The organism is Mesorhizobium sp. M0678 (assembly GCF_040320505.1).
In the GTDB taxonomy this organism is placed as follows: Bacteria; Pseudomonadota; Alphaproteobacteria; order Rhizobiales; family Rhizobiaceae; genus Mesorhizobium.
In genome coordinates, this window is sequence record NZ_JAMYPT010000005.1 from 279,852 (window position 1) to 299,194 (window position 19,343).

The 19,343-nt window shown below is 62.3% G+C and carries 18 protein-coding genes; 10 read left to right on the forward strand and 8 right to left on the reverse strand.

Features of this window, described 5'->3' with window-relative positions:
• The first annotated feature begins 75 nt into the window (after window positions 1-75).
• The 3 genes from fumC to NKI29_RS12520 all read left to right on the forward strand — a co-directional run bounded on the left by fumC (window position 76) and on the right by NKI29_RS12520 (window position 2,594).
• Window positions 76-1,473: a class II fumarate hydratase gene (gene fumC, locus NKI29_RS12510; RefSeq protein ID WP_023677621.1), complete on the forward strand. Its 1,398-nt coding sequence runs from the start codon at window positions 76-78 to the stop codon at window positions 1,471-1,473.
• Between the two features lie 128 nt (window positions 1,474-1,601).
• Window positions 1,602-2,036 (forward strand): DoxX family protein, encoded by a 435-nt coding sequence (locus tag NKI29_RS12515; protein WP_023677622.1) that lies wholly within the window; start codon window positions 1,602-1,604, stop codon window positions 2,034-2,036.
• A gap of 144 nt (window positions 2,037-2,180) precedes the next feature.
• Entirely contained in the window at window positions 2,181-2,594 is a 414-nt protein-coding gene (locus tag NKI29_RS12520) for a DoxX family protein (protein ID WP_352569738.1), read from the forward strand.
• Window positions 2,595-2,612: 18 nt separating this feature from the next.
• On the opposite strand, the gene NKI29_RS12525 is transcribed toward NKI29_RS12520, so the two are convergent.
• From NKI29_RS12525 to NKI29_RS12535, 3 genes are all read right to left on the reverse strand, one after another.
• Window positions 2,613-3,239, reverse strand: coding sequence for a hypothetical protein (locus NKI29_RS12525; RefSeq protein ID WP_352569737.1), 627 nt, complete (start codon window positions 3,237-3,239; stop codon window positions 2,613-2,615).
• 63 nt (window positions 3,240-3,302) lie between these two features.
• Entirely contained in the window at window positions 3,303-4,835 is a 1,533-nt protein-coding gene (gene ppx, locus NKI29_RS12530) for an exopolyphosphatase (RefSeq protein ID WP_352569736.1), read from the reverse strand.
• Entirely contained in the window at window positions 4,835-7,036 is a 2,202-nt protein-coding gene (locus NKI29_RS12535) for an RNA degradosome polyphosphate kinase (protein WP_352458380.1), read from the reverse strand. The genes ppx and NKI29_RS12535 overlap by 1 nt, the downstream gene beginning before the upstream one ends.
• Before the next feature lie 149 nt (window positions 7,037-7,185).
• On the opposite strand from NKI29_RS12535, the gene NKI29_RS12540 reads away from it, so the two are divergent.
• Window positions 7,186-7,431, forward strand: a complete 246-nt coding sequence (locus NKI29_RS12540) for a zinc-finger domain-containing protein (protein WP_352569735.1) — start codon at window positions 7,186-7,188, stop codon at window positions 7,429-7,431.
• Window positions 7,432-7,450: 19 nt separating this feature from the next.
• Entirely contained in the window at window positions 7,451-8,665 is a 1,215-nt protein-coding gene (locus NKI29_RS12545; RefSeq protein ID WP_352569734.1) for an FAD-dependent monooxygenase, read from the forward strand.
• 27 nt (window positions 8,666-8,692) lie between these two features.
• Here NKI29_RS12545 and NKI29_RS12550 read toward each other — a convergent pair whose 3' ends face one another.
• Window positions 8,693-9,364: a TIGR02117 family protein gene (locus NKI29_RS12550; protein ID WP_352636532.1), complete on the reverse strand. Its 672-nt coding sequence runs from the start codon at window positions 9,362-9,364 to the stop codon at window positions 8,693-8,695.
• Window positions 9,365-9,468: 104 nt separating this feature from the next.
• Between NKI29_RS12550 and NKI29_RS12555 the strand changes: the two genes are divergently transcribed.
• From NKI29_RS12555 to NKI29_RS12565, 3 genes are read left to right on the forward strand one after another with little or no spacing between them, the layout of a single operon-like run.
• The gene (locus NKI29_RS12555) at window positions 9,469-9,732 is read left to right on the forward strand and encodes a metal-sensing transcriptional repressor (protein WP_023719742.1); all 264 of its coding nucleotides are present in this window, start codon (window positions 9,469-9,471) and stop codon (window positions 9,730-9,732) included.
• Window positions 9,729-10,751, forward strand: coding sequence for a cation diffusion facilitator family transporter (locus NKI29_RS12560; RefSeq protein ID WP_502894598.1), 1,023 nt, complete (start codon window positions 9,729-9,731; stop codon window positions 10,749-10,751). Before NKI29_RS12555 ends, NKI29_RS12560 begins: the two co-directional genes overlap by 4 nt.
• Window positions 10,752-10,781: 30 nt before the next feature.
• On the forward strand, window positions 10,782-11,495 hold the full coding sequence (locus NKI29_RS12565; RefSeq protein WP_352569732.1) for a HoxN/HupN/NixA family nickel/cobalt transporter: 714 nt from the start codon (window positions 10,782-10,784) through the stop codon (window positions 11,493-11,495).
• Window positions 11,496-11,569: 74 nt separating this feature from the next.
• On the opposite strand, the gene NKI29_RS12570 is transcribed toward NKI29_RS12565, so the two are convergent.
• Entirely contained in the window at window positions 11,570-13,486 is a 1,917-nt protein-coding gene (locus NKI29_RS12570; protein ID WP_352796370.1) for a multicopper oxidase domain-containing protein, read from the reverse strand.
• Window positions 13,487-14,243: 757 nt separating this feature from the next.
• Between NKI29_RS12570 and NKI29_RS12575 the strand changes: the two genes are divergently transcribed.
• Together NKI29_RS12575 and NKI29_RS12580 are read left to right on the forward strand one after the other, a co-directional pair.
• A complete protein-coding gene (locus NKI29_RS12575) occupies window positions 14,244-15,581 on the forward strand; it encodes a multicopper oxidase family protein (protein ID WP_352796373.1) in 1,338 nt (445 codons plus the stop codon).
• Window positions 15,582-15,594: 13 nt separating this feature from the next.
• Window positions 15,595-16,032, forward strand: coding sequence for a YqaA family protein (locus NKI29_RS12580; protein WP_352796375.1), 438 nt, complete (start codon window positions 15,595-15,597; stop codon window positions 16,030-16,032).
• A gap of 126 nt (window positions 16,033-16,158) precedes the next feature.
• On the opposite strand, the gene NKI29_RS12585 is transcribed toward NKI29_RS12580, so the two are convergent.
• The 3 genes from NKI29_RS12585 to NKI29_RS12595 form a co-directional block, all read right to left on the reverse strand.
• The gene (locus NKI29_RS12585; RefSeq protein ID WP_031212005.1) at window positions 16,159-16,908 is read right to left on the reverse strand and encodes an amino acid ABC transporter ATP-binding protein; all 750 of its coding nucleotides are present in this window, start codon (window positions 16,906-16,908) and stop codon (window positions 16,159-16,161) included.
• 70 nt (window positions 16,909-16,978) lie between these two features.
• Window positions 16,979-18,136, reverse strand: a complete 1,158-nt coding sequence (locus tag NKI29_RS12590) for an amino acid ABC transporter permease (RefSeq protein WP_352616744.1) — start codon at window positions 18,134-18,136, stop codon at window positions 16,979-16,981.
• Window positions 18,137-18,140: 4 nt separating this feature from the next.
• Window positions 18,141-19,328 carry an amino acid ABC transporter permease gene (locus NKI29_RS12595; protein WP_023677634.1) on the reverse strand — a complete coding sequence of 396 codons (1,188 nt, stop codon included), beginning with the start codon at window positions 19,326-19,328 and terminating at the stop codon, window positions 18,141-18,143.
• Between the last annotated feature and the right edge of the window lie 15 nt (window positions 19,329-19,343).

The following is a 19,343-nucleotide window of genomic DNA, read 5'->3' on the forward strand; positions in this document are numbered from 1 at the left end:
TCACCCGCAATCTCCGCTTGAAGGCATTTGTGCAACGCGATACGCCGTTTGCAAATTGCAAACCGGAGAGACTTCGTGAGCGCGCCAGAGACCAGAACCGAAACCGACACGTTCGGTCCCATCGAGGTCGCCGCCGACCGTTACTGGGGCGCGCAGGCGCAGCGTTCGCTGGCCAATTTCAAGATCGGCTGGGAAAAGCAGCCGGCCTCGATCGTGCGGGCGCTGGGCATCGTCAAGCGGGCGGCAGCGGAGGCCAATATGGAGCTGAAGCGGCTCGATCCGGCGATCGGCAAGGCCATTATCGAGGCCTCCCAGGAGGTCATCGACGGCAAGCTCAACGAGCATTTCCCGCTGGTCGTCTGGCAGACCGGTTCGGGCACGCAGTCCAACATGAACGCCAATGAGGTGATCTCCAACCGGGCGATCCAGCTTTTGGGCGGCGTCATGGGGTCGAAGAAGCCGGTGCATCCCAACGACCACGTCAATATGAGCCAGTCGTCGAACGACACCTATCCGACTGCAATGCACATCGCCTGCGCCGAGCGCATCATCCACGACCTGCTGCCGGCGCTAAGACATTTGCATGCGGCACTCGAGGCCAAGACCAAGGCTTTCGCCCATATTGTGAAGATCGGCCGCACCCATACACAGGACGCGACGCCGCTGACGCTCGGCCAGGAATTCTCCGGTTATGCGGCGCAGGTCGCCTCGTCGGTCAAGCGCATCGAACTGACCCTGCCCGGCCTGCAGGAATTGGCGCAAGGCGGCACCGCGGTCGGCACCGGCCTCAACGCGCCGGTCGGTTTTGCCGAAAAGGTGGCGGCGCGTATCGCCGCGATCACCGGCATCGATTTCGTCACCGCGCCGAACAAGTTCGAGGCGCTTGCCGCCCATGATTCCATGGTCTTCTCGCACGGCGCCATCAATGCCTGCGCGGCGGCGCTGTTCAAGATCGCCAACGACATCCGTCTGCTCGGTTCCGGCCCGCGTTCGGGCCTCGGTGAATTGTCGCTGCCGGAAAACGAACCGGGCTCGTCGATCATGCCGGGCAAGGTCAACCCGACCCAGTGCGAAGCGATGACGCAGGTTTGCGTGCAGGTCTTCGGCAACAATGCGGCGATCAGCTTCGCCGGCAGCCAGGGCCATTTCGAACTCAACGTCTACAATCCGCTGATGGCCTATTGTTTCCTGCAGTCGGTGCAGCTGCTGGCCGACGCTTCGGTGTCGTTCACCGACAATTGCGTCGTCGGCATCGAGGCCCGCGAGGACAACATCAAGGCGGCACTCGACCGTTCGCTGATGCTGGTGACCGCGCTGGCGCCGACGATCGGCTACGACAACGCGGCCAAGATTGCAAAGGCGGCGCACAAGAACGGCACAACGCTGCGCGAGGAAGCGCTGGCCACCGGGCTGGTCAGCGAAGCCGACTATGAGCGGCTGGTGCGGCCGCAGGACATGACGCATCCGGGGTAAGTTGATCGCGAAAACGTTACCTGGGTGAACAATCCGTAACCAATCTGGCGTCTTTGGTGAACAGTCGGCCTGCGCTAACTAGACGGGTATCCCAAGCCGTTTGGCCAAACCCTTCTGGAGAGTTACGCATGTCCACCAACACGTCCACCAACACTTCGTTTGCCGGTTCCGGCACCGCCGCCGGCGCCTCGGGCACGATCCTGCTCGGCCGCATCCTGCTTTCGGTCATCTTCCTGCTTTCCGGCTTCGGCAAGCTGACGGCGATTGCCGGCACGGCCGGCTATTTCGGCAGCCTCGGCCTGCCGCTGCCGATGGTGACCGCCATTGTCGTCGGCCTGATCGAACTGCTTGGCGGCCTCGCCATCCTCGTCGGCTTCCAGACCCGGATCGTCGGCTGGGTGATGGCGATCTTCACCGTTGCCACCGCATTGGTCGCCCACACCGGCTGGGCCGATCAGATGCAGATGATCAATTTCCTGAAGAACGTCGCGATTGCCGGCGGCTTCCTCGTGCTGGCCTCCTCGGGCCCAGGCGCCTATTCGATCGACGCCAAGCGCGGCTGAAGCAGTCCAGCATTGCTTGGACAAAAGGGGTGCGGAATTTTCCGCGCCCCTTTTTCGTTGTCGGTTTGTGCCCTTCGGTCCGCTGACGGAAAACCTGCTAAGATCGGGCGCCAGGCCAAGCGGCCGTCGACAACGGAGGTGAAGATGCCCCGCAATGCGCTGCTTCTGCTTTCCCGATTGCTGCTCGCCGCACTTTTCGTTCCGTCCGGCTTCCACGCGCTTACTGACGTTGCCGGCACATCAGGCTATTTTGCCGGCCTCGGCCTGCCGCTGCCAACGCTCGTAGCCTGGGCGACAGGCCTGTTCGAGCTGATCGCCGGGCTGCTCATCCTCGTCGGCTTCAAGACGCCGGTCGTGGCGCTGCTGCTCGCCGCCTTTTGCGTCGCGACAGCGTTCATCGGCCACTATGGCCAGGGCGGCGGCGATCCGACGCTGACCTTCATGCATTCGCAGATGCTGATGAAGGACATCGCGATATCAGGCGGTTTTCTGGCGCTGGCGATGGCTGGCGCGGGTGCATGGTCGGCCGACGGCCGGATGGCTGCAGGGACTGGCTAAGCTGCCGCCCGGTTCGGCTCATTTGCTGTCGAGAAAGACGAACTCCGCAAGCCTGGTTATGTTTATGGGCTGAGAGAGAAAGGCGCCATGCCCCATTCGACCGACGCTGATGGTCAGGCAAACCTGTCTGCTTTCCACCGCGATCGGCAGCCATTCATATCCATATTGATCTGCGCCCTTGGGGGAGTAGCTCCGAAGATTGCTGTCAATCGCGACATACAGGTAGTTGCGCAATTGGATCAGGCTTGCCCTCTTAACGTATGGCAACAGGTCGGTTCGGCCCACGATAGGCTCAAGAAAGTTGCCGAGGGGCTGATGAACGGACACGGTTCGATCGACAGCGCCAGGACAGAGATTAACGTCCGCATAAAACGTGTTCATCGAAATCGATCTTTGAAATTTGATCATTTCGTCGCTTATTCTAAATACAAAATATTTTATCTTTTGCCCGCTTTTAGGTTTTAGAAAACCTGTGAGCAAATTGAACGGTGTTTTTCCGTCTGCGGCTTTTGGATAACTCTTCTCAAACTCAAACGCGCCTTTTGCAGCAACGGAAACCTTGGAAACCGTCTGAGCTCTGGCCGCGTCGAAAATCAACAATGGCAGGATGGAAAGCAGCAGCAGCAGGATTTGACTGGATTTCACGACCTTCTCCCAAGCGTGGAGCTCGCAGCGAATTGCCACATGCAATTGGCGTCGTGCCTCAAACTACTTCACTGAAATACTGGGCCCGCCCTCGACCGCCAGCACCAGCCGGCGATTGGTGACCTTTGCCAGCTGTGCCAGCCGGCCGGCCGGCCGCTCGCCGTAAAGATCGGCCAGCGCTGCCGGCAGCACCAGCGCCAGCACGCCATTGCCGCGGTTTTCCCATTTCAGCCGTGGCATGACGCCTGGCATTGCCGCAGTCAGCAAATAGACGACGCGCAGCAGCGCGGCCAGCACGCGGGCGCGCTCGAGATAGCGCGGTGTCGCCAGTCCGCGGATTTCCGGAGCGGCTTCATTGAACACGCCCTCGTGGCGAAACAGGCTGACAAGCGCCAGGAAGGCGCGGCCGGGATGGTCGACGCCGATGAACGAGGCGTGGGCGATGATGTTGAGCGATTGCTTGCCGCGATATTCGGGATGGGCACGCCAGCCGATATCGGCGAGCAGGCAGGCGGCGTGGCGGTAGCGCGCCTCATCCCTGGTTTCGTCGATGCCGAAGGCAGCGAACGCCTTGCCGGTCCACTCGACAAGCTCATGCGCGTGGTCGACCGAGCGCGAGCGCAGGCGGGCAAGCTCTTCCGCCGCCGAGATTAGCGGATCGGCTTTCTGCTCGGCCTTGTCGAGCAGCGAGTAGAGAAAGCCCTCGCGCACGCCCAGCGCCGACACGATGATCTTCGACGGCTGCATCGCCGCCATGATCTCCTGCAGCACGATGGCGCCATAAGGCAGCAGCGAGCGGCGGTTCTTGGAGATGCCCTCGATGCCTTTGATCTTATCGATCTCGGCCTTGGCGACCTGTCGGAGGAAGTTCGCGGCGCTTTCGATGCCGATCTCGTAATGGTGCATGACGCCGAGCGGGTAGTTGGTCATTTCCATGTGCAGCCGGGCGAGGTTTCGCCAGGTGCCGCCGACCGTGTAGAACGCCCTGCCCTGCCCGCCCTTCAGCAATTTCGCCCGCGCCAGTTGCTCGCGCGTGATCCTTGCCGCCTGGGTCAGCGAGTTCTTCGCCATGTCCTGCAGGCGCAGGCCGCCCAACGGCAGCGTGATGCCGTCACCGATCGTCTCACCGTCAATGTCGATCAATTCGAGGCTGCCGCCGCCAAGATCGCCGGCGATGCCGTTGGCCGGATGGAAACCGGAAATGACGCCGAGCGCCGAATAATGGGCTTCCTCGCGGCCGCTCAGCACCTGGATCTCGGTCTTGAGCACATCCTCGGCGCGGTGGATGAAGTCGGGGCCGTTGACCGCCTCGCGGGCGGCGGCGGTCGCCAGCACATACATGCGCTGGGCGCCGGCCTGGTCGGAGAGCGCGCGGAAGCGGCGGAACTCTTCCATCGAGCGCGTCACCGCCTCGGGATCGAGTTTTCCGGTCGAAACGATGCCGCGGCCGAGGCCGGCCAGCATCTTTTCGTTGAACAGCAAGGTCGGCGAGCGCGCCAGCCCCTCATAAATGACAAGACGGATCGAGTTCGACCCGATATCGATGATGGACAGCGGTCGGCGGTCCTGGAGCCGGCCCTGGGATGCTGAAATCATCAGCCCGTCGCTGCGTTCTGTTTCTTGCGGCGCTTGAACTGCGCGATGCGCTTGGGCGCATGCGACTTCAACGCATCGCCCCGTCCGGACAGGCTCGGATTGGTCATGAAATATTCCTGCGCGTTGAACGGTTCCTCGCCCTCTTCCAGCACGACGCGCCGGGAGGTTCCGTCAGCCAATACGTCGAAACTTTGCTGGTTGTCCATGATGTTGCCGAGCATGATCTGGCCGAGCACCTGTTCGTGCACAGTTGGATTGGTGATCGGCACCATCGTCTCGACACGGCGGTCGAGATTGCGCGGCATCAAATCGGCCGAGGAGATGTAGACGATCGCCCCGTCCGAGGGCAGGCCGTGGCCGTTGCCGAAGCAATAGATGCGGCTGTGTTCGAGGAAGCGGCCGACGATCGATTTCACCCTTATGTTCTCCGACAGGCCGGGCACCTGCGGCCTCAGGCAGCAGATGCCGCGCACGACGAGATCGATCTCGACGCCGGCGCGGCTGGCATCATAGAGGGCATCGATGATGATCGGGTCGACCAAGGCGTTCATCTTCATCCAGATGCGGGCGGGCCTGCCCTCCAGCGCGTGACTGATCTCGTCCGAAATGTGCTTGAGGATGCGGTCGCGCAGCGTGAACGGCGATATGGCCAGCCGCATCTGCTCGGCCGGTTCGGCATAGCCGGTGATGAAGTTGAACAGCTGGGCGACATCGCGCGCGATCGTCGGGGCGGTGGTGAAGAAGGACAGGTCGGTGTAGATGCGCGCGGTGACCGGGTGGTAGTTGCCGGTGCCGAGATGCACGTAATTGCGCAGCCTGCCATCCTCGCGCCGCACGACCAGCGACATTTTCGAATGGGTCTTCAGTTCGAGGAAGCCGAAGACGACCTGGACGCCGGCTCGCTCGAGGTCGCGGGCCCAGCGGATGTTGGCTTCTTCGTCGAAACGCGCCTTGAGCTCGACCAGCGCTGTCACCGACTTGCCGGCCTCGGCGGCGTCGACCAAAGCGCGTACGATCGGGCTGTCGTTGGAGGTGCGATAGAGCGTCTGCTTGATCGCTACCACTTCTGGATCGGCCATCGCCTGACGCAGGAACTGCACCACGACGTCGAAGGATTCGTAGGGGTGGTGGACGATGATGTCCTTCTCGCGGATCGCCGCAAAACAATCGCCGCCATGCTCGCGGATGCGCTCGGGGAAGCGCGGATTGTAGGGCGTGAACTTCAGATCGTCGCGGGCGACGGCGACGATCTCCGAGATCTGGCTGAGCGCCAGCGGACCGGTGAGCACGCTGATCCGGCTTGCCGAAACGCCAAGCTCGCCGGCGACGAAGTCGCGCAGTTCGGGCGGCATCAGCCGGTCGAATTCGATCCGGATAACCGAGCCGCGGCGGCGGCGCTTCAGCGCCGTCTCGAACAGGCGCACCAGATCCTCGGACTCTTCCTCGACCTCGATATCGCTGTCGCGGATGATACGGAACGTGCCGGAACCCTTGACCTCGTAGCCCGGGAACAGCTTGCCGATATAAAGGCCGACCGCCTCCTCGAGCGGGATGAAGCGGACATGGCGCTTGCGATCCGGCAAGCGGATGAAGCGCCTCAGCGCCACCGGCAGGCGCAAAAGCGCGCTCATTTCCTCGCCGTTCTTACGGTGGCGCAATTGCAACGCCATCGAGAAACCGAGATTGGGAATGAACGGGAACGGATGCGCCGGGTCGATCGACAGCGGCGTCAGCACCGGAAATACCTGCTCCTGGAAATGGTCCTCGAGCCAGATCTTCTCGTCCTTGCTCAGCGCATCGCGGGTGATGCTCTCGATGCCTTCCTTGTCGAGCAGCAGCATCAGCGCCGAAAGGCTTTTCTGCTGGTCCTCCTGCAGGCGCTCGACCTCGCGCAGCAATTGTTCAAGCTGCTGCTCGGGCGTGCGCCCATCCGGGCTCTTCAGCACGATGCCCTCGCGCACCTGGCCGGCAAGACCCGCAACGCGGACCATGAAGAACTCGTCGAGGTTGGCGGCCGATATCGACAGGAAGCGAACACGCTCGAGCAGCGGATGATTGGCGTTCAGCGACTCTTCGAGCACGCGCCGGTTGAATTGCAGCCAGGAAAACTCCCGGTTGACGAAGCGGTCGGGATTGCCGCCTTCGCGGCTCGCCGCCTCGACGGTGATGAATTCGTTCTGCACCGGCTTCAGTTCGTTCATGGTTTCCGCTCTTCCCACACCGTTCGACGACCATAGCCTTAACCGGCTTAACTTATCCTCTGACAGGCTTTTGCGACAGTTTCATTTCATCGATCTTGCAAAGAGACGGGTTATGATCCAGATGCAATCGACAAGATCAGGAGACGACGATGGCAGGCGGTTCCATTCCCCATTTCCAGAACGATGCGGGCTATCCGGCAATCGACATCGGCGTCAAGGAATTCATGTGCACCGGCGCCAATCCGCCTTTCGACCACCCCCATGTATTTCTCGACATGGGCGACGACAATGAAAAGGTCTGCCCGTATTGCTCGACGCTCTATCGCTATTCGCCGAAGCTGAAGGCATTGGAAACGGCGCCGCCGGGCTGCCTTTATATCGACCAGGCCGCCTGATTCTTCCGCGACAAACCTGATGCAGGAAACGCAGTCCCGGCAGGTGGTCATCGCCGGGGCGGGCGTCGCCGGGCTGACCGCGGCACTGGCCTTCGCCGAGCGCGGCTATCGGATAAAGCTGTTCGAACAGGCGCAGCACCTCGAGGCTGCCGGCGCCGGTATCCAGCTCTCACCCAACGCGACGCGCATCCTACGGCAGCTCGGCGTACTCGATCGGCTGCTGGCGACGGCGGTGCGGCCGGAGGCGGTCGTGCTCAAGGATGCCGCCACGCTGCGCAAGCTGGCGCGCGTACCGCTTGGCCAGGCGGCCGAAACGCGCTGGGGAGCGCCCTATCTCGTTGCCCACCGCGCGGATCTGCAGTCAGCGCTGATGCAGCGAGTTTCGGAGCAGCCCGGTATCGATCTGATCGCCGGCGCGCGGGTGACCGACATCGCAGCCGGATCGAAAGGTGTTACCGTCACTGCATCGGCTGATGGCGCCACGGTCGAGGCTGGCTGTCTGCTGATCGGCGCCGATGGCGTCTGGTCGTCGGTGCGAGAAACGCTTGCCCGCAACGCAGCCGATTTCCGGAGAAGCCGGTTTTCGGGCGAGCTTGCCTGGCGCGCCACGGTGGCCGCCGACAGCCCCGCCGGACAAACCTTTGCAGCGATCGGTGCGCCCGATTGCGTTACTGCATTCCTCTATCCCGGCTTCCATATGGTCGCCTATCCGGTCAGTCGTGGCACTGCCTTCAACCTCGCCGCCTTCACTGGGGGCGAGCGCATCGCCGAGGGCTGGTCGGGGCATGCCAACCCCGCCAGCCTCGCCAGCGCCATGCGCGGTACCGCGCCGGCGCTGGTCCGTCTGGCGAGCGAGGCGGCGCCGTGGATGGCATGGCCGATCCACACCGTCGAGCAGCGGCGATGGACGACGCCGGAAGGCATCGCGCTGATCGGCGATGCGGCGCACGCGATGACGCCGTTTGCCGCACAGGGCGCGGCGATGGCGATCGAGGACGCGGCGACGCTTGCCGGCTTCGTTGCGGCCTCCACAGCCGATCTTGAGGGGGCGCTTGCCGCCTGGGAACAGGCGCGGCGGCCGCGCGTCGCCCAGGTCGCCCGCCGCGGCGCCATCAACCGCCTCGCCTGGCATGCGGCCGGGCCGGTGGCGATGGCCCGCAACCTGTTCCTGGCGATGCGCTCGCCCGAAAAGCTCGCCGCCGATCTCGACTGGCTCTATGGTTGGTGGGCGTAGGACGCTCGGCGGTCCTAAGTCGCCTTGTCAATTGTAAAGCCGCATCGACAGGCCGAGCGAGGCCGGCAGCGGATTCCACCAGCCGGTGCGCAGCCCGGCCGTGCGCAATGCCGCCGCCGTCCAGGTGTTGCAGCCGATCAGCGCGTTGAAATGACCATTGGCTTCGAAGAACCGATCGAAGCGGGAATAGGCCGCACTCTCGATCGGGATGGCCCCGTTCGGCCCCTGCCGGAAGCTTGCCGCAATGTAATCGAGCAGCGCCGTAAACCGCTCCTCGCCGATGTCGAAGCCGGCGACGTCGCGATGCGGCTCGGCGATGTCGACGGAAATGTCGACATGCATTGCCGAGGCATCGACCGTCAGCGCCTTCATCACCGGCACCGCCTTCAGCTCCGACCAGGTCGGCGTCTCCAGATAGAAGGCGCGGCCGCCCCAGCCGAAGACGATGTAGCGGACCTCCGCCACGTCTGCTGGAATGCCGGCATCGACCAGGAAATGGAAGCGCCGGCGCACATCGTCGTCGACCGGGATGGCGATGTCGGTGTGGATCGGATTTTGCAGCACCAGGATACGGTGGCTTGTGCCGATCGGATCGGCAACGGCCGCCGGCCAGAGCGGGCGCGGCAGCAGCGTGCCCAGCGCCACCGCAAGGACTGCTGCAACGACCAGCAGGCCAAGAAAACGGGCAAGCTTCTTCATGGGAAAGGCATAGAACAAGCCATGCTCAAGGTGAAGCCCCTCCGAAAGGTGCACAGCTGACTTAGAGCTTGACGCGTATCCTCCCCGGGAGGATACGCTCAAGCATGTCAGATCACCTCCACGCCTCGCATCCTTCCATCATAAAGCGCCTGAAGCGCGCGCAAGGCCACCTTGCGGCGGTGCTGGCGATGATCGAGGCGCATCGCCCTTGCGTTGACCTGGCGCAGCAGCTTCATGCCGTCGAAAGGGCCATCAGCAGCGCCAAGCGCGAGCTGATCAACGATCACATCGAGCATTGCCTGACGGACAGCGTCGAAACCGGCGGCAACTCGCTGGCGGAACTCAAGCAGCTGGCGAAATATCTATGAATTCCATCGTAGCCCCCATTCTGGAATGGCTCGGGCTCGGCTCGCACGCCGCACATCATCACGGCGGTCACGGTCCGCACGGTCACAGCCATGGCGTCATCGACGCGACAATTGCCACCACCGACCGGGGCATCTGGGCAATCAAATGGTCGTTCGTGATCCTGGCCATCACCGCGGCATTGCAGATGGTCGTGGTTGCGTTGTCGGGGAGCGTGGCATTGCTGGCCGATACGATCCATAACATCGGCGATGCGACCACGGCGATCCCGCTATGGATTGCGTTCGTGCTGGCGCGGCGCAAGCCGTCGCGGATCTTCACCTATGGCTTGGGCCGGGTCGAGGATCTGGCCGGCATCATCATCGTGCTCATCATCCTGTTCAGCGCTGTAGTCGCTGCCTACCAAGCCATCGACAGGCTGATCAATCCACAAGTGGTGACACACCTGGGCTGGCTGACTGCGGCGGGTATTGTCGGCTTCCTCGGCAACGAGGCGGTTGCCGTGTTCCGTATCCGCGTCGGTCGCGAAATCAACAGCGCGGCACTGATTGCCGACGGCTACCACGCCCGCACAGATGGACTTACCAGCCTTGCCGTGGTCATCGGAGCCATCGGCGTTTGGTTCGGCTTTTCCTTGGCCGATCCGATCGTCGGTCTGCTGATCACGATTGCGATCTTCGGTATCGTCTGGCAATCGGCCCGCTCGGTGCTGACCCGCATGCTGGATGGAATCGAACCCGGTGTGATGGACGAAATCCGACATGCCGCCGAGCATGTTCCGGGCGCGCGCATTGTCGATGCCAAGGCGCGCTGGATCGGTCATAGATTGCACGCCGACATCGCAATTGCCGCGGACGGAACCCTGCCGCTGTCGGCGGCGAACAAGATCGCCGCAGCGCTGAAGGACGAACTATCCCAGCATATGCCGGCCCTGGCTGAGGCGAATGTGCGGTTTTCAACGGAACGTGGAGAGAACGACCATCCTCACGAGCACACGCATGACCACGGCCACATGCACTGACGCTCGCCGATTTTCTGCTAGTCTCGTCCGATGTTCCAGACGCTCGTCGAATTTCAGCGCACGATCTATCTGACGCTCGGCGAACAGATCAAGCTGCTTGCGGCCGGAGGCAATTGGCTGGCGTTCGTGGCCTTCCTGCCGATGGGCGTCGTGTTCGGGGCTGCCCATGCGCTGACGCCGGGGCACAGCAAGGCCGTCCTGGCGACTTATCTTGCCGGTTCGGATGCGAAGGTCTCGCGTGGTCTGCTCGTATCTATCACGCTATCGTTCACGCATGTGACGATTGCCGTTCTGATTGCGGCTCTCTCGCTGCCACTGGTCTCAATAGCATTGGGCAGCGTCGGCCGCGCTCCGCTTCTGGAGCACATCAGTCGCGGGCTGCTCGGCCTCATTGGCGTCTGGATGCTCTGGCGCGCTTTGAGCCACAGCCATCACCACAGGCACGAGGGCGAGGCTGTCGGCGTCATGGCAGGCCTGATCCCATGTCCGCTTACGCTTTTCGCGATGACTTTCGCGATGTCCAGGGGTGTTCCGGCAGCGGGCGTCCTGTTTGCCATCACCATGATGGTCGGCGTGGCGCTGACGCTGTCCTGCGTCGCCGTGTTGTCGATCGTGTTTCGGGAACGGCTTGTACAGTTTTTCGCGCGCCAGCCACGGCTGTTCGAAACCATCTCCCGGGCCATCGAGGGCGCCGCCGGTCTCGCCCTTGCCGGCGTCGCTGTCTGGCAGATCACCTCAGCTTGAGAGAAAATTTGGCCCCAGCCATTGCATGGCGTCCTGGCCGGTGCACCGGCTGGAACGAGCCTAGGCGACGCCGGTCATGTCACATCGATCACGACCATCAGCCCGCCGCCGCCCTTCTCCTCGACATTGTTGTTCGTGGTGTGATGCGGGATGTGGCAATGGATCAGCCAATGCCCCGGACGCTGCGCCATCCAGATCACGTCGTAGCGCTGACCCGGCCCGACGTTGATCGTATCGGCAAGGAAACGACCCGAAGCGGGGACCGTCTCGCCGTCGCGGGCAACGACCTCGAACGGTCCGCCATGGATATGCATCGGATGGATGAAGCCGTTGTTGGTGCCGATGAACCGCACCTTGAGCGTCTCGCCGACCTTCATCGGGATCGTCTCGGTCGAGGGATAGGCCTTGCCGTTGATGGTGAAGAAATTCGGCATGCCGCCGTCCATCGGCATCGACGGGTAGGTCAGCCCTTCCCGCACCAGCCATTCCTGAAGCTGGATGACGTAATCATGGTCGGCCGCGACCTCGTCGGCAGGATTGGCGGGATCGATGATCAGCGCACCGTAGAGGCCGAGCGCCTGGGTCCGGTCCGGCTTGGCATGGGGATGATAGAAATAGGTTCCGTGCTGGGTTGCGGTGAATTCGTATGAATAGGATTGCCCGGGCTCGATCGGCGCCTGGGTGATCTCGGCCGGCCCATCCATCTGGTTAGGCAGGATCAAGCCATGCCAATGCACCGTCGTTTCCTCAGGCAGGCCGTTGGTGACGTTGATCCTGACCCGATCGCCTTGGCGAATGTGAATTCGCGGACCGGGAATCTGGCCGTTATAGGCATAGGCGTCGACCGCGACGTCCGGCAGGATCTGCCAGCGGACCACTGAAGGCCTGAGCTCGAACACCTTGATGCCGTTCTCCATCCGAAACGGCAGTTCCTGGTCGCCCCTTGCCGTCAGGCCATAAGAGGCGGCCACGAGGCGTGGATCGGTAGCGGCCATGTCACGCATTGTATCGGCCGGCGTGTCGCGATCCATGATCATGCCTTGCGGCATGATCACCCCGCCGACGTCGCGTGCCGACAGCGTCAGGTTCAGCCAGTTTGCCGGCGCGACCATGCCGATGGCGAGCGCCAGCAGGGAGACGGCACCCAGGGCAGCGACCTGCGGCGTCGTGGCATCCGTCTCCATGTGATGGCCGCCGCCTTTGCCTTTGTGGGAAACCATATCGTGGTGCTGCCCGTGATGGCCGCTGGCGTCGGCCTGCTGCATTTGCATCTGCGCATGTTGCCTCGTGGCAGGCTGCTCTCGACCATCGATGCCGGCTGCCTGCGCACGCTGTGTCATCAGCCCATGCTTCAGCCCCCGGGCGACCAGCCAGACATTGGCCGGATAGGCAAGCGCAAAACCGGCGATGACGCCGATCGACATCACGCCCCAGAACAGCAGCTCCGTCGGTTCCATCGCGCGCATGTCGCGGCCCATCATCAGGAAGCTCATGACCGGCGCCATGCCGGCCATCATGAAGTTCATGGAGATGAACTCGGGCAGGAAGCTCTTGCGTACGTTTTCCCAATAGGTGCCGCCCATCATCGATTTCATGAACAGCGACTGGAAGATGAACAGACCGAAGGCAAAGCCGGCGAGATATTCGACGATCAGGTCGATCCACATCGGCAGGCCGAGCGCCGCCGTGACGGCGGCGGCAAGAATGATGCCGGTGGCATCGCCGGCGACGCAGTGGATGGTGGAGCCGACGCCCTGCTTCCAGAGCGGCCGGGTGAACACCTCATGCTCGCCCGGCCGTGGCTCCTTGTCCGCGAGCACGTAAAGCAGCAAGCCGAGCGGACCCATATAGAGGGTGACCAGGATGAAGCCCCATTTCATCACCACCGGCTCGGGATTGTTGCGATATTGGTCGAAGCCGACATAAAGCGTCGAAGCCAGCGCCAGCGCGAACCAGACGACGAGGAAATAATCGATCGGTTGGATGAGCATCAGGATGAACCCTTGACCTATCGCCGCACTCGCCCACTCGGCTTGTTATACAACTCCTAATGGCAACAAACGCGGCTGGCGCGCTTATGATCCGCGCCGACCGTACGCTGTTCAGGCAGGCCAATTTTCGTTGTAACCGACTGATCTGATGACGCCTGCCCGCAGCTCATTTCCGGAACTGTCAGTCTTATCATTGCGGCGCTCCTCTAGTGGGGTTGTTATGGGGCTTCCCATCACAGGAAGGTCAAGGGCTTTTGAGCCAGCTCAAATCATCGCTGTCGTGCCGAAGCAGCGCTCGAAATTTGCCCCTTGACCTTCCCGTGATGGGAACCTTTATCGTGTCGCAGCTACCCAGTTGGAGCTGCAAACCCATGAACGCTGTCGCTCATAACCCCAGCCGAGCCTGTTTCCGCTCCCGCGACTCAGATTGGGATCGAGGGCATGACCTCCGCCTCCTGTGTCGCCCGCTTGAAAGGCGCTGAAGACGGCGGCATGACGTGACCGAGGCTAGTGTCAACCTGGCTACGGAGCGTGCCACGTGAGTTACACCGCGTGCCGACGCGCGTGACCTTAATCTCGGAGACCACACATGGATCGACGCTCTTTTCTTGCGGCAGGCGTTGCCACGGTTCTCGCCAGCCCGCGCGCCATCGCCCAGATGAAGATGGACGAGATGCCCGGCATGGATATGGGGCACGCGGGCCACGACATGGGCGCGGCACCAAAAAGCGCGACCATGCTGCCTGAGGGCCAGGCGTTGCGCGAGTTGCCGCTGCTAGCCAATGAAGCCAATGCGCCCCGCCTGTTCAGAGCAAACCTCACGGCTGAACCCGCCATGGTTCGCTTTGCAGAAGGGCTCGACACGCCAATCCTTGGATACAACGGTATGAGCCCGGGGCCATTGATCGAGGTGACTGAAGGCGACCGTGTCGAGATTGCATTCACGAACCGAATTCCTGAAGAGACAAGCACCATCCATTGGCATGGCATGCCGGTTCCAGCTGACCAGGATGGCAATCCTATGGACCCCGTTGCGACGGGCACGGAGCGCACCTACAGCTTCGAACTGCCCGAAGGAAGCGCGGGGTCGTACTGGTATCATCCGCATCCGCACGGCAAGACGGCCGAGCAGGTCTATCGCGGACTTGCCGGCGCGTTCGTGGTCAAGCCGAAGGCGGACCCGATCCCGGCCCAGTATGGCGACACTGTGCTGGTGTTCACAGACCTTCGCCTTGCCGCCGACGGCACCATGCCGGACAACACCATGGTCGATTTGATGAACGGGCGCGTCGGCGATCACGTGCTGGTCAATGGACAGAAAAATCCCGCGCTATCGGTTCCGTTTGGAACAAAGCGGCGATTTCGGTTCTACAACGCGACTAACGCGCGCTTTTTGCGGCTCTCCTTCGACGGCGCACCCATGACGATCATCGGCACCGATGGCGGTCTGCTGGAGGCGCCGGTGGCAGCCAAGGATGTCCTGCTCAGCCCGGCGGAACGCCTTGAACTGATCGTCTCGTTTGAGAAGCGCGGCCCCGTCACCCTGAACACGCTCGACTACGATCGCGGCTGGATGGGCGCAGGCCGCCCCGCCGATGCAGGCCTGACATTGCTTACGGTCAATGTTTTGGACACGCCTGCAGAGACGTTTCCTCCGCTGCCGGAAAAGCTTCGACCAATTGCGCAACTTGGCACCCCTGCCGTCAGCCGGCGTTTCGTGTTCACCGAAACGACGACGATGAGCGCGACGGATATGCAGATGGGCTTCCTGATCAACGGCGCGGCGTTCGACATGGGCCGCATCGACGTGGTGTCGAAAACAGGACAGGTCGAGCTCTGGGAAATCGTCAACAAGGCCGACATGGACCATCCGTTCCATGTTCACGGGACGCAGTTCCAAGTGGTCGAGCACGAACGTGGTGGGCAGGTCTCGAAACCGGCCTATCTCGCCTGGAAGGACACGGTCAACGTGGCGCGCGGCGAAACGATGCGGCTTTTGCTGCGCCAGGATCGCCCCGGGCGGAGGATGTATCATTGCCACATCCTGGAGCACGAGCAGCTCGGCATGATGGGCGTCGTCGACGTGCAGGCCTAGCCGGTCGCTCGACGTGGCTGCACTGGCAATCTATGGCGCCATGTTCACCAGCGCATTCCTCGCCGCAACCATCTTGCCGGTCTCGTCGGAAGTTGTGCTCGCTGGCTTGATCGCCGGCGGCCGTGGCGATCCGGTGCTACTGCTTGCGGTCGCCACAATCGGCAACACGCTCGGCTCGGTGGTGAACTGGACGCTGGGCCGTGGCATCGATACGCTGAAATCTAGGCGATGGTTTCCCATCACCCGTGAACGATACCAGCGGGCCAGCCGGAGCTTTCGCCGCTTTGGCGCGTGGCTGCTCCTATTCGCCTGGCTGCCGGTCGTCGGGGACGCCTTCACTGTCGCGGCAGGCGCGGCCCGCATGCATCTCGGCATATTCGTGATGCTTGTCGCATTGGGCAAGGCTGCACGATATGCGGCAATTGTCGCAGGATTGTGGGTGCTAAGATAATTGCCGCTGCTCGCCATCGACCAAAGGGCAGATCCTCCCGAGCATCACCGCTCGTCGAATACGCGTAAGGTCCGAGCAAGACAGAGAGCCCGGTCCGCCGGTCTTGTCCCGAACCGGCGTACAGGATCAGTGCAGGATCTGCGACAGGAACAGCTTCGTGCGCTCATGGCGCGGGTGGTCGAAGAACTCGGCCGGCGTGTTCTGCTCGACGATCTGGCCTTGGTCCATGAAGATCACCCGGTTGGCGACTTTGCGCGCAAAGCCCATTTCGTGGGTGACGCAGAGCATGGTCATGCCTTCCTCGGCCAGCCCGACCATCGTCTCCAGCACTTCCTTGATCATTTCCGGATCGAGAGCCGAGGTCGGCTCATCGAACAGCATGATGCGCGGGTTCATACACAGCGAGCGGGCGATCGCCACGCGCTGTTGCTGGCCGCCGGAAAGCTGGCCGGGATATTTGTTGGCCTGTTCCGGGATCTTGACGCGCTTGAGGAAATGCATGGCGATTTCCTCGGCCTGTTTCCGCGGCATCTTGCGCACCCAGATCGGCGCCAGCGTGCAATTCTCCAGGATGGTCAGATGCGGGAACAGGTTGAAGTGCTGGAACACCATGCCGACCTCGCGGCGCACCTCGTCGATCTTCTTCAGATCGTTGGTCAGTTCCTTGCCGTCGACTATGATCTTGCCCTTCTGGTGTTCCTCCAGCCGGTTGATGCAGCGGATCATCGTCGATTTGCCGGAGCCCGACGGGCCGCAGATGACGATGCGCTCGCCGCGCATCACCTTTAGATTGATGTCCTTCAGCACATGGAATTCGCCGTACCATTTGTGCATGGCGATGATGTCGATGGCGACATCGGTGGTGGAAATGTGCATCTTGGCGGCATTGACCTTGATCTCTTCCGCGCTGACGGCGTTTTCTATGGCCATGACAAGGTCCCCTTTTTTAGCGTTTGTGGCCGGTGTCGAGACGGCGTTCCGTGTACATTGAATAGCGCGACATGCCGAAGCAGAACAGCCAGAAGATGAACGCCGCGAACACCAGGCCGGATCTGGCCGTCTGCGGCGTCGCCCAATTGGCGTCGGAGAAGTTCTGCTTGACGATGCCGAGGAGGTCGAACATCGAGATGACGATGACCAGGCTGGTGTCCTTGAACATGCCGATGAAGGTGTTGACGATGCCGGGAATGACCAGCTTCAGCGCCTGCGGCATGACGACCAGACCCATCTTCTGCCAGTAGCTGAGGCCGAGCGAATCGGCGCCCTCATACTGGCCTTTGGGGATCGCCTGCAGGCCGCCGCGCACCACTTCGGCCATGTAGGCGGCGGCAAACAGCGACACGCCGATCAGCGCGCGCAGGAACTTGTCGAAGCTGACGCCGGCCGGCAGGAACAGCGGCAGCATCACGCTGGCAAAGAACAGCACCGTAATCAACGGGATGCCGCGTACCGTCTCGATGAAGATCACGCACAGCAGCTTGACGATCGGCATGTTCGAGCGCCGGCCGAGCGCCAGCACGATGCCGACCGGCAGCGACACAGCTATGCCGACGAAGGACAGGCTGAGTGTCACCAGCAGTCCACCCCAGAGCGGGGTTTCGACATAGGGCAGGCCGAACATGCCGCCGATCAGCAGAACGAAGGCGACGACCGGCAGTGCAAAAAAGAGAAGAATGGCATTCAGCCCCTTGCGCGGTACGCGCGGAACGAGCAGCGGCACCAGCAGCGCCACGAACAGGATGGCGACTAGGATCGGGCGCCAACGCTCTTCCAGGGGATAGCGGCCGAACATGAACTGGCCGAACTTGGCGTTGACGAAAGCCCAGCAGGCGCCGGTCCAGCCGTCCGACTGGATGCCGCCCTGCGCCACGGTGGCGCAGACCGTGCGGTCCGGTCCCGTCCACTGGGCGTTGATGAAAGCCCAATTGACGATCTGCGGCAGGATCATGGCAACCAGCACGATGCCGATGATGGTCAGGATGGCGTCGCCGGTCGATGCGATCAGATTCTTGCGGACCCAGGCGGTGAGGCCGCGCTCGCTCGACGGCGCCGGCTGCGCCAGCGCCATCTCCGTCCGCACCCAGGACATATCGTGCTCTTGCATGGCCCTACCTCTCCACCAGCGCCATCCTGGCATTGACGACGTTCATGATCGCCGACGTGATCAGGCTGAGCGCCAGGTACACCGCCATCATGATCACCACGCCTTCGACTGCCTGCCCGGTCTGGTTCAAGACCGTGCCGGCCGTCGCCGTCAGGTCCGGATAGCCGATGGCGATGGCGAGCGAGGAATTCTTGGTCAGGTTGAGATACTGGCTGGTCAGCGGCGGAATGACGATGCGCATCGCCTGCGGCACGACGACAAGCCTGAGGATCGATCCCGAGCGCAGCCCGAGTGCCGCGGCCGCCTCGGTCTGGCCTGCGCTGACGCCCCTGATGCCGGCGCGCACGATCTCGGCGATAAAGGCGGCCGTATAGCAGGACAACGCCAGATAGAGTGACAGGAACTCGGGCCTGACCTGAAAGCCACCGACGAGATTGAAGGTCGACTGCTTTGGAAATTCAAAGCTCAGCGGAAAGCCGCTCAGCGCGTAGGCCAGCAACGGCAGGCCGACGATCAACGCCATGGATGTCCAGAACACCGGGAACGGCTGACCCGTCGCCATCTGCCGCTGCCGCGCCTTGCGGGCGACGAACCAGGCCATGGCGATGCCGAGGAGCAGTGCGACCAGGATCAGCCAGGAGCCCTCGCCCCATATAGCGCGGGGAAAATAGAAGCCGCGCTGGTTGAGAAAGGAGCCGAACGGCAGATTGATGCTCTCGCGCGGCGGCGGCAGCACGGCGAGCACGCCGGAATACCAGAAGAAGATGACCAGCAGCGGTGGGATGTTGCGGAACACCTCGACATAAACGGTGCAGATCTTCCTGATCAGCCAGTTATGCGACAGCCGGCCGATGCCGACGATGAAACCGATGATGGTGGCGGTGATGATGCCGACGACAGCAACGATGACGGTGTTGATAAAGCCAACCAGGATGGCACGGAAATAGGTCGAATCCGATGAATAAGCGATGGCGCTTTCGCTGATGTCGAAGCCGGCGCGGCCCTTAAGAAAGCCGAAGCCGGAAGCGATATGCAGCCGCGTCAAATTGGCGATGACGTTGTGGGTAACCCACCAGACACCCGCTACCAGCAGGACGAGGACCAGTGCTTGAAAGAATATGCCGCGGACGCGCGGATCATTGATGAAGGAACCGCGGCTTGGCTCCTCGCGAAGAACTTCCTGCGATGCCATTCGACAGTCCCCTGG

Bases quoted from the DNA above. Each gene is read 5' to 3' on its own strand.
- NKI29_RS12590 (WP_352616744.1), bottom strand. From the start codon at position 18,136: ATGCAAGAGCACGATATGTCCTGGGTGCGGACGGAGATGGCGCTGGCG.
- NKI29_RS12540 (WP_352569735.1), top strand. From the start codon at position 7,186: ATGGCAGGCGGTTCCATTCCCCATTTCCAGAACGATGCGGGCTATCCG.
- NKI29_RS12585 (WP_031212005.1), bottom strand. From the start codon at position 16,908: ATGCACATTTCCACCACCGATGTCGCCATCGACATCATCGCCATGCAC.
- NKI29_RS12565 (WP_352569732.1), top strand. From the start codon at position 10,782: ATGTTCCAGACGCTCGTCGAATTTCAGCGCACGATCTATCTGACGCTC.
- NKI29_RS12545 (WP_352569734.1), top strand. From the start codon at position 7,451: ATGCAGGAAACGCAGTCCCGGCAGGTGGTCATCGCCGGGGCGGGCGTC.
- NKI29_RS12535 (WP_352458380.1), bottom strand. From the start codon at position 7,036: ATGAACGAACTGAAGCCGGTGCAGAACGAATTCATCACCGTCGAGGCG.
- NKI29_RS12595 (WP_023677634.1), bottom strand. From the start codon at position 19,328: ATGGCATCGCAGGAAGTTCTTCGCGAGGAGCCAAGCCGCGGTTCCTTC.
- NKI29_RS12520 (WP_352569738.1), top strand. From the start codon at position 2,181: ATGCCCCGCAATGCGCTGCTTCTGCTTTCCCGATTGCTGCTCGCCGCA.
- NKI29_RS12560 (WP_502894598.1), top strand. From the start codon at position 9,729: ATGAATTCCATCGTAGCCCCCATTCTGGAATGGCTCGGGCTCGGCTCG.
- NKI29_RS12515 (WP_023677622.1), top strand. From the start codon at position 1,602: ATGTCCACCAACACGTCCACCAACACTTCGTTTGCCGGTTCCGGCACC.
- NKI29_RS12570 (WP_352796370.1), bottom strand. From the start codon at position 13,486: ATGCTCATCCAACCGATCGATTATTTCCTCGTCGTCTGGTTCGCGCTG.
- ppx (WP_352569736.1), bottom strand. From the start codon at position 4,835: ATGATTTCAGCATCCCAGGGCCGGCTCCAGGACCGCCGACCGCTGTCC.
- NKI29_RS12555 (WP_023719742.1), top strand. From the start codon at position 9,469: ATGTCAGATCACCTCCACGCCTCGCATCCTTCCATCATAAAGCGCCTG.
- NKI29_RS12550 (WP_352636532.1), bottom strand. From the start codon at position 9,364: ATGAAGAAGCTTGCCCGTTTTCTTGGCCTGCTGGTCGTTGCAGCAGTC.